Genomic DNA, 11,560 nt, shown 5'->3' on the forward strand with positions numbered 1-11,560 from the left:
TATTATGACAAAAGCTACGGAATTGAAGTTTTCAAAATCACATGAGTGGGTACTTTTTGATGGAGATAAAGTAAGAATCGGTCTGTCTGATTATGCACAGGATCAGCTGGGGGATATCGTTTTTATTGATTTACCAGATGAAGGCGACGATGTTACCAAAGGTGAATCATTTGCAGATATTGAATCTGTTAAGGCTGTTTCAGAAGCGTATTCTCCAATTACAGCTACAGTGACAGCAGTCAATGAAGAGCTTTTGGACAGTCCTGAGCTGATCAATACGGCACCGTTAGATTCATGGTTGATCGAAGTGGAAGGAGTAGACGAAATCGAAGACTTGCTGAGTGCTGAGGAATATAAAAAATTCTGCGAAGAATCTGAGGAGGCATAATGAATGGGTAACTATCTTGGCTCAACGGAACAACAACAACAAGAAATGCTTAAAACGATCGGTTTAAACACCATGAGTGACCTTTATCAGGATATTCCTAAAGAAATGATTGTAGAAAATCTCGATATTCCAGCGGGAAAATCAGAATTTGAAGTACGCCGTATCTTAGAAAATATGGGCAAGAAAAATAAAGTCTTCTCAAGCATTTTTCGTGGTGCGGGTGCCTATAATCACTACATTCCTGCTATTGTAAAGCAAATTGCAGCAAAAGAAGAATTTATGACGTCTTACACACCGTATCAACCAGAAATCAGTCAAGGGTTGCTACAGTCTATTTTTGAATATCAAACAATGATTTGTGAAATTACCGGAATGGATGCGACAAACGCTTCTGTTTACGATGGTGCAACGGCTGCCGCTGAGGCAATCAATATGTGTCTAGAAAAAAAACGCTTAAAGGTCTTGATCTCTGAAACAACGAACCCAATGACGATCCAAACAGCTTTGACTTATTTTAGTTCGAGAGACATCGAGTTTGTCATGATTCCTGAAAAAGATGGAGTGACAGATTTGTCTGTTTTAAAAGAAACACTAGATGATACGAGTGCTTGCTTCATTGTTCAACAACCAAACTATTATGGCGGAATTGAATCCGTTGAAGCAATAGCAGAAATGGTTCACGAAGCAAAAGCTAAATTTATTATGAGTGTCAATCCTGTGGCTAGTACGGTACTGAAAAGCGCTGGTGAAGTCAATGCAGATATTGCTGTTGGCGATTCACAACCATTTGGGATACCATTAGCTTTTGGCGGGCCGTATATTGGTTTTATTGCTACAAAAGAAAAAATGATTCGTAAATTACCTGGGCGTATTTCAGGTGAAACCGTGGATGAAGCAGGTGATCGAGCATTTGTTTTAACACTGCAAGCTCGTGAACAACATATTCGTAGAGAGAAAGCAGCTTCTAATATCTGTTCGAATCAGGCACTGTGCGCCTTAACCAATGCAGTCTATATGAGTACAATGGGCGCTCGTGGCATTCAAGAAGTAGCTGAGCAGTGTTATAGCAAGGCTCATTATCTTTTGGATCGATTAACGCAAATCAAAGGGGTAAAACGAACCAATGATAGTCCGTTTTTCCACGAATTTGTGACAACTTTTCCGGTAGCAAATGAAGTGATTCTGGCTAAATTAGAAGAGCATGATATCTTGGGCGGTTATCCTACAGAGCAAGGGTTACTATGGTGTGTAACAGAAATGAATACGAAAGAACAAATAGACGAAGTCGTCGCATTGGTGAAGGAGTCGTGTGGACAATGAAATTAATTTTTGAACGTAGTGTAGAAGGATATTATAACGAAATGATTTCTCCTTGTGATGTACCAACCACGGCTCTTCCAGAAGAAATGAAACGTCAAAAAGAACTCCATTTACCATCACTGCCTCAACCAGAGATCAGTCGACATTATACAGAACTGGCAGATGCAACATTTGGTATCAACAATGGTTTTTATCCTTTAGGGTCATGTACGATGAAATACAATCCTAAAATCAATGATGAAATGGCTGCGTATCCCGCTTTTGCTAATATTCATCCTTTACAACCAGAGCATACGGTTCAAGGCTCGTTAGAAGTGTTTACTACGGCTGAAATGTTGCTGAAAGAAATCACTGGGATGAATGCGATAACGTTTCAACCGGCAGCCGGAGCGCACGGTGAATTTACCAGCTTATTGATGATCAAAGCGTACCATGAAAAAAATGGTCAGCCGCAACGAAACAAAATTATTGTACCCGATTCTGCTCATGGAACAAATCCTGCAAGTGTAGCAATGACAGGGATGATCACAGTGAATATTCCATCAGATAAGTATGGGTGTGTTGATATTGCAGCTTTGAGAGAGGCTGTCGGCGAAGATACCGCGGGTTTGATGTTGACCAACCCAAACACAGCAGGGATCTTTGATAAAAATATTTTAGAAATTACGAAAATCGTTCATGATGCGGGTGGATTGAACTATTATGATGGTGCAAACTTAAATGCCATTATGGGCGTTGCTCGTCCAGGTGATATGGGCTTTGATATTATTCATTTAAATCTACACAAAACTTTCTCAACACCGCATGGTGGCGGTGGACCAGGATCTGGCGCTGTCGGGTGTAAATCATTATTAAAACCATTTTTACCTGATTATTATCCAGTTAAAGAAGGAGCAGAAATACGCTTTACGAGACCTGAGTATTCGATTGGATTAGTGAAAGGGTTTTATGGTCAATTTTCAGTCTTCTTGCGTGCGTTGACTTATATTCTATTTTTAGGATCAGAAGGAATTTCGTCGGCTTCTAAAGGTGCTGTGCTGAATGCCAATTACATGCTTCATGAATTAAAAGATATCTTTGAAGTGCCATATGGTGAATCATGTATGCATGAATTTGTGATTAGCTTAGATAAATTAAAGAAAGAAACAGGTGTGACAGCGTTAGACGTAGCTAAAGGAATTTTAGACCATCATATGTATCCGCCGACAATGTATTTCCCATTAACTGTGCCGGAAGCATTAATGGTAGAACCACCTGAAACAGAGTCGAAAGAACGGATGGACGATGCGATTGCCGTTTACCGTAAGCTTTATGGAGACGCTCATAAAAATCCAGAAGCCTTTCATGAGTATCCACTACATGCTCAAATCCATCGCGTGGACGAAGTAAGAGCTGCAAGGCATCCAATTGTTCGTTATGATTTTGCTTTGAAACAAGACTAGAAATACAATAAGAAATGTGAGGATGTTGATTGGTACAAGGTGAAGCGTAACGTTGTTACCATGAGTTATCTAGCTACGCAGGCTAGTCTCTCGGAAAAAAGATAAAAATTAAATGTGATAAAGAGCATCACAGTTAATTTTTCCTATTTTTCTGTCGAGACTACACGAGCCTGCTACGCTTTTGCTTTGAAACACAATGAATAAAGTGAATTGATGTTGAAAAGTACAAGGTGAAGCGAAGCGTAACGTTGTTACCTACAGAGTAAGGAGGAAATGTATGAAGTATGATCTAATCATAATCGGGGCGGGGCCCGGTGGGTATGTTGCAGCGATCAAAGCGGCTCAACTAGGGATGAAGGTAGCTCTGGTTGAAAGTGATCGTGTTGGTGGTACGTGTTTAAATCGAGGCTGTATTCCGACGAAAGCGTTATTGCATTCAGCCGAAACAGTTCGTGAAATAAAAAATGCGAGTGAAAACGGCATTCATATCAATGATATTCAAATCAACATGGAAGAAATCTACGCAAAGAAAAATAAAGTTGTTGATACCCTCGTTCAAGGGATCGAAGGCTTGGTCAAAGCAAATAAAATCGAAATGATTTTTGGATCAGCTCGAATCATCAAAGCGGGTGTAATTGACGTTGACGGATCAAGATACGAGACCGAAAAAATCCTGATCGCGACTGGCTCAAAACCAGCGATTCCACCAATTCCAGGCAGTGATTTGTCTGGTGTAGTAACAAGTAACGAACTTTTAAAACAGCCGAATACCTATAAAAAACTGACCATTATCGGCGGTGGAGTGATCGGTGTAGAGTTTGCCTCAATTTTTAATGAGTTAGGCTGTGAGGTAACGATTATTGAAACAGCTAATACACTATTACCAAATTTTGATAGTGAAATTTCAAAAAAATTAGCAATGGTATTAAAAAAACAAGGCATCAAAGTAGCGACAAAATCGATCGTGACCAGTATTTCTAAGGAGGAACAACTGACATGTACCTTTACAACTAAAGGAAAAGAAAATACTGTGACAAGCGATGCAGTTTTGATTGCTACTGGCCGAAAAGCAAGCTTTGAAGGGGTATTTTCAGCTGATTTGAATATAGAAATAGAAAATCAAAGTATTTGGGTCGGTGATTCTTTTGAAACGTCTATTAAAGGTATTTATGCTATCGGAGATGTAGCAAGCCGTGGCACTCAATTGGCTCATTTAGCTTCTGCTCAGGGAGTAAATGCTGTTTTGGCGATGAATCAAAAAGCAGTGGAATATGATTTAGAGGTAATTTCTTCATGTGTTTACACTACACCTGAAATCGCTGCTGTCGGAATAACAGAAGATGAGGCAAACAGTCAAGGAATCTCTGTGAAGGTTGGAAAATACAATATGGCAGGAAACGGCAAAACAATGATTGCAGGGAATTCATTAGGATTCATCAAAGTCATTGCAGATGCACAAAGTGACAAAATCATTGGTGCACAGTTGATGTGTGATCGGGCAACAGATATGGTCAGTGAATTTACGACGGCAATTGTTAACGGTTTGACGATCGATGAGGTAACAGCGATCGTTCATCCACATCCAACGTATAATGAAGGAATAGGCGAGGCTTATGAAAACCTTCAAGGTCTTGGAATCCACACGATCCCTAAAAAATAACAAAAATATAGCAAATAAGCTAAAATGTTTGGTACTATAATAAGAGAATCAACTGGTCCGTTAGTTTTGGGTGCATTATTGGTTTTTACAAAGTCACTTGGTTTAAAAAGAAAAGGAGAAAAAATAATGCTGACAGAAACACAAAAAAGAGTTGCCGATAGTTTAGAAGACGAATTGATCCAAATTAGAAGACATCTGCATCAAAATCCAGAAATTGGGATGGATTTACCGAATACGGTCGCTTTTGTAAAAGGGAAGCTGATAGAATATGGTTATGAACCTCAATCTTGTGGAGACTCAGGTATCACAGTAGTTGCTGGTAAAAAAAGCGGAAAAACATTCTTGTTACGTGGAGATATGGATGCACTGCCGATCCGAGAGCTGACTGATTTACCATTTAAATCCGAAAATGGTTATATGCATGCGTGTGGTCATGATATGCACACAACTATGTTGCTTGGAGCAGCAAAATTATTAAAAGAATTTGAAGCTGAGCTAGATGGACAAGTAAAATTATTGTTTCAACCAGGTGAAGAAATTCTTTCAGGTTCTAAAGTTTGTATCGAAAATCATGTCTTGGAAAACCCTAAAGTCGATGCTGGTATGATGATCCATGTTTTTCCGTTTAAGGGATTTAAAGCTGGACAAATCATGCCGACACCGCCAGGAACTTTTATGGCTAGTGCTGATTGGTTTGAGATCAATATTAAAGGACGAGGCGGACATGGCTCACAACCAGAGACATCGATCGATCCTATCAATGTAGCGGTTCATATTTATACAGCGTTGCAAGAACTTTCAGCAAGAGAAATTGGTTCAGAAGAACGCTTTGTTCTCACGATTGGTGAATTTACTGGTGGTACACCTGGCGCTTCAAACATTATTCCAGAAACAACAGTTATGAAAGGAACTTTACGAACATTAAAAGAAGATGTCCGCGAGCATGTCAAAGAACGAATGACAGCAATGGCTGAAAATATAGCCAAAGCCTTTCGTGCCGAAGCAGAAGTGATTTTCACTAATGGTTGTACAACAAATGTGAATGATCCAGAGTTGACAGCCTTTGCCAAAGAATCACTAACAGAAACATTTGGAGCAGATCGAATCGTTGCGATTCCTACATCGACTCCACTTATGGGCAGCGAAGACTTTGGCGAAATCAGTCAGCTGATTCCGACGACAACTGTTTTATTAGTTGCCTCAGAAGAAAATATCAATCTTCATAACCCAGCAATTGTTTTTGATGAATCAGTCTTGATCGAAGGTGCGAAAGTTTATGCAGATACAGCAATGTCTTGGCTGAAAAAAGGTTAAAAATAAAGAATATTTAATGAGAAGGAGGGAAAAAAGTGGTCAAAACAGATATTGAGATTGCACAAGAAGCAATTATGCTACCAGTCACTAAAGTAGCAGAAAAACTAGGTTTGAATGAAGAGCAATTTGAATTATACGGAAAATATAAAGCAAAAATCGAAGTTGATAAAATCAAAACGAACAAAGAAGGAAAAGTGATTCTGGTTACGGCAATCACGCCTACACCTGCTGGCGAAGGAAAAACAACCACAGTTGTCGGCTTAGGTGATGCGTTGAATCGAATTGGCAAAGATGCAATCATCGCTTTAAGAGAACCTTCTTTAGGCCCTGTTTTCGGTATAAAAGGCGGAGCCGCAGGCGGGGGTTATGCGCAAGTTGTCCCAATGGAAGATATTAACCTTCATTTTACAGGGGATTTTCATGCGATTGGTGCAGCGAATAACTTGTTAGCTGCAATTATTGATAATCATATTTTTCAAGGGAATGAGTTAGGGATTGATAATCGCCGTATCACTTGGAAACGAGCGGTAGATATGAATGATCGCCAATTAAGACACGTTGTCGATGGTTTAGGGGCCCGAGTCAATGGTGTTCCTAGAGAAGATGGATTTGAAATCACTGTTGCCTCAGAAATAATGGCTGTTTTGTGTCTGTCCAATGATATCGAAGATTTAAAAGAGAATCTAGCCAATATCATTATTGGATACACATACGATAATCAGCCTGTTACTGCCAGAGAACTGAATGCACAAGGGGCAATGACAGCTTTATTAAAAGATGCAATCAAGCCTAATCTGGTGCAGACATTGGAAAATAACCCTGCTTTGATCCATGGTGGACCGTTTGCAAATATTGCCCATGGCTGTAACAGTGTGATCGCAACGAATACAGCTAGAAAATTAGCAGATTATGTCGTGACTGAAGGAGGCTTTGGTGCTGATTTAGGTGCGGAAAAATTCATCGATATCAAATGCCGCAAATCCGGCATTCGTCCTTCTGCTGTCGTTGTTGTAGCAACTGTTCGTGCACTAAAAATGCATGGTGGTGTACCCAAAGATCAACTTGGTATCGAAAATATTGCAGCATTAACAGACGGATTACCGAATCTTTTAAAACATATCGAAAATACAACGACAGTATTCGGTTTACCAACAGTTGTGGCGATCAATAAATTTCCTACAGATACAGATGCGGAGCTTGAGCTTGTGAAGGAAGAATGTCAAAAACGCAATGTGAATGTAGTTCTTTCAGATGTCTGGGCACATGGTGGTGCTGGTGGTGAAGAGCTAGCGCAAGAAGTGGTTCGTTTAGCAGATCAGGAAAATCATTTTTCATTTGCCTATCCAGACGAATGGCCGATCAAAGAAAAAATCAGTGCGATCGTGGAGAAAATTTATGGTGGAAATGCTGTTCGCTATGAACCAATCGCTGAAAGAGAAATCACTAAACTGGAAAAACTTGGGTTCGGTCATTTACCGATTTGTATGGCTAAAACGCAATATTCATTTTCAGATGATCAAACGAAATTAGGCAGACCAACTGATTTTACAATAACAGTTAGTAATATCAAGATCTCGGCTGGTGCAGGATTTATTGTTGCTTATACAGGAACTGTGATGACAATGCCTGGCTTACCGAAAAAAGCAGCATACGAGAAAATCGATGTTGATTCTGATGGAAAGATTGTTGGTTTATTCTAGTGTAATGACAAAGGGAAAGATAGAAAACCACCTCGATAATTTGATTAGTTTAATCGAATAATTGAGGTGGTTTTTTCTGAATCAAAAATAGAGAGCTGGCTAATTTTTTACTGGAAATTAAATCCAAAGGTGTCTTGACACATAGATGGTTTTACCGTAAAATAAGACATGTCATATATGTCAAGACACATCGGAGGATTATATGAAAAAGAGCTCAGTCAGAAACTTAACGATTGCATCTTTACTAGTGGCGATGGGGATTATCATCCCGATGGTCATGCCCAGAATCACGATTGGACCAGCTTCATTTACTTTGGCTAGCCATGTGCCAGTTTTTTTAGCAATGTTTTTTTCACCAAGCGTAGCGCTGATAGTTAGTCTAGGTACTGGTTTTGGTTTTTTTATTTCAGCGACACCGATTATTGCGTTAAGAGCATTTTCTCATCTGTTATTTGCAGTGATAGGTGCCTTTTATCTGCGGAAACATCCAACGATCGTCTTAGCTAAACATAAGTTTGTATTGTTCAACGGACGTTTTCAATTGTTTAATTTTGTGATTGGCTTAATACATTCTGCTGCAGAATTAGCTGTAGTAAGTGTTTTTTTTACGATGGGAAATTTGCCGGAAACCTATTATACACAAGGATATCTATATTCAATCTTTTTGTTGATGGGTATCGGCGGACTGATCCATAGTTTGATCGACTACAACATTGCTTATTTTGTGGCAAATGCATTAAGTAAACAATTTGATATTCCAGTATTTAGTCAGGCTAAAAAATTGGAGCAAGCAAAAGTGGCTATTCTTCCCCAAGAGATTAAACCACAGCAATAAAAAAGCTGAGCAGCGAATTCATCCGCTGCTCAGCTTTTTTATAACGACTAATAGGGGTTACGGTAATTTAATGACTTGTTCTGTTTCTGGATCGAAGAAATGAGCTTTGTTGATGTTAAAGGCTAAATCAACCATTTCTTCAGGTTTATGGAAATCACGAGCATCTACTTTTGAGATGAATTCCGTGTCGCCTAATTTTGTATAAAGCATTGTTTCAGCACCTAGTAGTTCGGATACGACAACTTCAGAGCGCACTACAGCATCGTTCATTGCATCTAAGGCAACCTGTTCGCTGTGAATATCTTCTGGTCTAATGCCAAAAATAACTGATTTCCCTTCATACCCTTTTTCAACTAATAATTTATTTTTTCCTTCTGGAATGATAAGTTCTAATCCATGACCGTCACGAATGACTCCGTTGTTTAAGGTAACATTGAAGAAGTTCATAGCAGGTGAACCGATAAAGCCTGCAACAAAGACATTGTTTGGCGTATCGTAGACTTCTTTTGGTGAGCCGATTTGTTGAATGAAACCATCTTTCATAATGACGATACGATCAGCCATGGTCATAGCTTCTGTTTGATCATGAGTAACATAAACTGTCGTCGTTTCTAAGCGGCGATGTAATTTTGCGATTTCTGCCCGCATTGCAACACGTAATTTTGCATCTAAGTTAGATAAAGGTTCATCCATCAAGAAGACTTTTGCGTCACGAACAATGGCACGTCCAAGTGCAACACGTTGGCGTTGACCACCAGATAAAGCAGCAGGTTTACGTTGTAAATATTCAGTCAAACCTAAAATTTCTCCAGCGTTTTCCACCCGTTTTTTGATTTCAGCTTTGTCATATTTACGAAGTTTCAGACCAAAGGCCATATTATCAAAAACAGTCATATGAGGATATAGAGCATAATTCTGGAAAACCATTGCGATATCACGATCTTTTGGCGCAACATCATTCATGATCTTATCACCGATAGACAGTTCACCTTCTGTAATATCTTCCAAACCTGCAATCATACGCAAGGTTGTTGATTTACCACAACCAGAAGGACCTACAAAAACAATAAACTCACGGTCTGCAATCTCTAAGTTGAAATCTGTTACAGAATAATTTTCTGCATTATCATATTTTTTATAGACATGTTTTAACGCCATTTCTACCATTGTCGTCACTCTTTTCTTTTTTATTGTATCCTCAGTATAAATGAAAGCGCTATACATACTCAACGGAAGGTTGCACAAGAAAAAATCTTTTTTTTCGTCAAAGTGACAAATAAACAATCATTCCTTTCACTTTATACTATGAGAGTTTGTTATAATGAGGAAAATAAGTGAATTGAGGGATCGACGATGAAAATTGCATTGATAGCGCATGACCGGAAAAAGGAATTAATGGTTAAACTGACCTTGGCATATCAACCGATATTACAAGAACATGAACTATTTGCTACTGGAACGACTGGTTTGAGAATTTCGGAAGCTACAGGCTTGCCGGTGCATCGGTTTAAGTCAGGACCTTTAGGCGGGGATCAGCAAATTGGCGCAATGATCTCAGAAGATAAACTGGATATGGTGATTTTTTTGCGAGATCCGTTGGCTGCTCAACCTCATGAACCGGATGTGACAGCGCTGATTCGTTTGAGTGATGTTTATGAGATTCCTTTAGCGACAAATATTGGGACAGCTGAAATTTTATTAAGGGGCTTACAGGCTGGGTTTGCGGATTTTAGAAATGTGGTTCATGAAACAGATAATAAGCCATTGTCTTTTTAATCATTTTGTCGCTGGAGTTGCTTGCAGCAATGTAGGGAATATGCTATATTGCCTTTAGGCTTAGGCCTAATAAAAACAGAGTAGGAAATAAAGCGTTAAGTGCTGAAAGGATGGGATGTTGCCTTTCGGACGAAGAATATATAAGAGTAGTGAGCCAGCTGTATGAACTATTTCCTTGGAAAATAGATAACCAGTTCGTTTCACTTTTCTGTGATCTAGCTGTACGAACTAGCTCTTCGGAAAAAAGATGAATAATGCTAGTGGCAAAAAGCGCCACAATCAGTATTCCCTATTTTTCTGTCAGAGCTGAACGAGTTCGTTTCGCTTTTCTGTGATCTAGCTGCATGAAGCAGCCTTTGAGGAAAGTAGACAATCTTCACATGGAACAAAAAACGTTCCACGTTCAGATTCCTAACTTTCTAAAAGGCTAAACGCTTCATTCCGCTTTTCTATATTCGCGGTTTTATTTTCGCATTCGCTGCATATTTTGTGTAGCAGCTCTATGAGGAGATGCTAGAAATGAAGAAAAGAAAAATTGATACACGTACCATTACGTTGATGAGTTTACTGATTGCGTTAATGGTGGTTTTTACACGATTTATTTCGTTTGAGACCCAATTTTTACGAGTTAGTTTGACCTTTATTCCAGAATCATTGATGGGGATACTTTTTGGCCCATTCTGGACAGGAATCGGTAGTGCCGTGGCTGACACAGTTGGTATGCTGCTATTCCCAAAGGGACCTTATTTTCCTGGATTTACACTAAATGCATTTATCTCAGGAGCAATTTATGGTTTCTTCTATTATAAGAAAGAGCTGACTTTTAAACGAGTGATTATGGCGACTTTATCTGTTACTTTAGTTATCCATATGTTTTTAACACCGTTGTGGCTCGGCCTGATGTATGGGGTAGACATCTCCAATCTGGCTTGGTGGGTGCCTAGAATAATTAAGAATATCATCTTTTTCCCAATCCAAGTTATTGCAACATACTATTTAGGAAACAAAGTTCCTTACAAACAGTTATTAAATAGATCATTGGCTAATTTTAAATAAAAAAATCCCTCAAACTTTTCAACATTCCAAGAAAGTTTGAGGGGTTTTTTCTGATTTCTAGTATTTTAA

10 protein-coding genes and 1 riboswitch are annotated in these 11,560 nt (G+C 39.0%); of the genes, 9 read left to right on the forward strand and 1 reads right to left on the reverse strand.

Going from position 1 to position 11,560, the window contains the following annotated elements:
• The first annotated feature begins 4 nt into the window (after window positions 1-4).
• The 7 genes from gcvH (at window position 5) to RV15_RS02770 (ending at window position 8,659) form a co-directional block, all read left to right on the forward strand.
• On the forward strand, window positions 5-388 hold the full coding sequence (gcvH, locus tag RV15_RS02740; RefSeq protein ID WP_071876527.1) for a glycine cleavage system protein GcvH: 384 nt from the start codon (window positions 5-7) through the stop codon (window positions 386-388).
• A gap of 3 nt (window positions 389-391) precedes the next feature.
• Complete coding sequence (gcvPA, locus tag RV15_RS02745) at window positions 392-1,708, forward strand: aminomethyl-transferring glycine dehydrogenase subunit GcvPA (protein ID WP_071876528.1); 1,317 nt, start codon at window positions 392-394, stop codon at window positions 1,706-1,708.
• On the forward strand, window positions 1,705-3,150 hold the full coding sequence (gene gcvPB / locus RV15_RS02750) for an aminomethyl-transferring glycine dehydrogenase subunit GcvPB (protein WP_071876529.1): 1,446 nt from the start codon (window positions 1,705-1,707) through the stop codon (window positions 3,148-3,150). The genes gcvPA and gcvPB overlap by 4 nt, the downstream gene beginning before the upstream one ends.
• A gap of 277 nt (window positions 3,151-3,427) precedes the next feature.
• Window positions 3,428-4,810 (forward strand): dihydrolipoyl dehydrogenase, encoded by a 1,383-nt coding sequence (lpdA, locus tag RV15_RS02755; RefSeq protein ID WP_071876530.1) that lies wholly within the window; start codon window positions 3,428-3,430, stop codon window positions 4,808-4,810.
• A gap of 126 nt (window positions 4,811-4,936) precedes the next feature.
• Window positions 4,937-6,124 carry a M20 metallopeptidase family protein gene (locus RV15_RS02760; RefSeq protein WP_071876531.1) on the forward strand — a complete coding sequence of 396 codons (1,188 nt, stop codon included), beginning with the start codon at window positions 4,937-4,939 and terminating at the stop codon, window positions 6,122-6,124.
• Window positions 6,125-6,159: 35 nt separating this feature from the next.
• Entirely contained in the window at window positions 6,160-7,824 is a 1,665-nt protein-coding gene (locus RV15_RS02765; protein WP_071876532.1) for a formate--tetrahydrofolate ligase, read from the forward strand.
• A 202-nt stretch (window positions 7,825-8,026) separates the two neighbouring features.
• Window positions 8,027-8,659, forward strand: coding sequence for a hypothetical protein (locus tag RV15_RS02770; RefSeq protein ID WP_071876533.1), 633 nt, complete (start codon window positions 8,027-8,029; stop codon window positions 8,657-8,659).
• Window positions 8,660-8,716: 57 nt separating this feature from the next.
• Here RV15_RS02770 and RV15_RS02775 read toward each other — a convergent pair whose 3' ends face one another.
• On the reverse strand, window positions 8,717-9,826 hold the full coding sequence (locus tag RV15_RS02775) for an ABC transporter ATP-binding protein (RefSeq protein ID WP_071876534.1): 1,110 nt from the start codon (window positions 9,824-9,826) through the stop codon (window positions 8,717-8,719).
• A 186-nt stretch (window positions 9,827-10,012) separates the two neighbouring features.
• On the opposite strand from RV15_RS02775, the gene mgsA reads away from it, so the two are divergent.
• Both mgsA and RV15_RS02785 read left to right on the forward strand, forming a co-directional pair.
• Entirely contained in the window at window positions 10,013-10,435 is a 423-nt protein-coding gene (gene mgsA / locus RV15_RS02780; RefSeq protein WP_071876535.1) for a methylglyoxal synthase, read from the forward strand.
• Between the two features lie 74 nt (window positions 10,436-10,509).
• A riboswitch (THF riboswitch) is annotated at window positions 10,510-10,607 on the forward strand.
• A gap of 347 nt (window positions 10,608-10,954) precedes the next feature.
• Window positions 10,955-11,491, forward strand: coding sequence for a folate family ECF transporter S component (locus tag RV15_RS02785; protein ID WP_083429077.1), 537 nt, complete (start codon window positions 10,955-10,957; stop codon window positions 11,489-11,491).
• Window positions 11,492-11,560: the final 69 nt, after the last annotated feature.

It is taken from the genome of Enterococcus silesiacus (assembly GCF_001886225.1).
Classification (GTDB): domain Bacteria; phylum Bacillota; class Bacilli; order Lactobacillales; family Enterococcaceae; genus Enterococcus_L; species Enterococcus_L silesiacus.

What these genes read in the sequence shown, in the direction of transcription:
- mgsA (WP_071876535.1), top strand. Translation starts at nt 10,013, where the DNA reads ATGAAAATTGCATTGATAGCGCATGACCGGAAAAAGGAATTAATGGTT.
- RV15_RS02785 (WP_083429077.1), top strand. Translation starts at nt 10,955, where the DNA reads ATGAAGAAAAGAAAAATTGATACACGTACCATTACGTTGATGAGTTTA.
- RV15_RS02775 (WP_071876534.1), bottom strand. Translation starts at nt 9,826, where the DNA reads ATGGTAGAAATGGCGTTAAAACATGTCTATAAAAAATATGATAATGCA.
- RV15_RS02770 (WP_071876533.1), top strand. Translation starts at nt 8,027, where the DNA reads ATGAAAAAGAGCTCAGTCAGAAACTTAACGATTGCATCTTTACTAGTG.
- gcvH (WP_071876527.1), top strand. Translation starts at nt 5, where the DNA reads ATGACAAAAGCTACGGAATTGAAGTTTTCAAAATCACATGAGTGGGTA.
- RV15_RS02760 (WP_071876531.1), top strand. Translation starts at nt 4,937, where the DNA reads ATGCTGACAGAAACACAAAAAAGAGTTGCCGATAGTTTAGAAGACGAA.
- gcvPA (WP_071876528.1), top strand. Translation starts at nt 392, where the DNA reads ATGGGTAACTATCTTGGCTCAACGGAACAACAACAACAAGAAATGCTT.
- gcvPB (WP_071876529.1), top strand. Translation starts at nt 1,705, where the DNA reads ATGAAATTAATTTTTGAACGTAGTGTAGAAGGATATTATAACGAAATG.
- lpdA (WP_071876530.1), top strand. Translation starts at nt 3,428, where the DNA reads ATGAAGTATGATCTAATCATAATCGGGGCGGGGCCCGGTGGGTATGTT.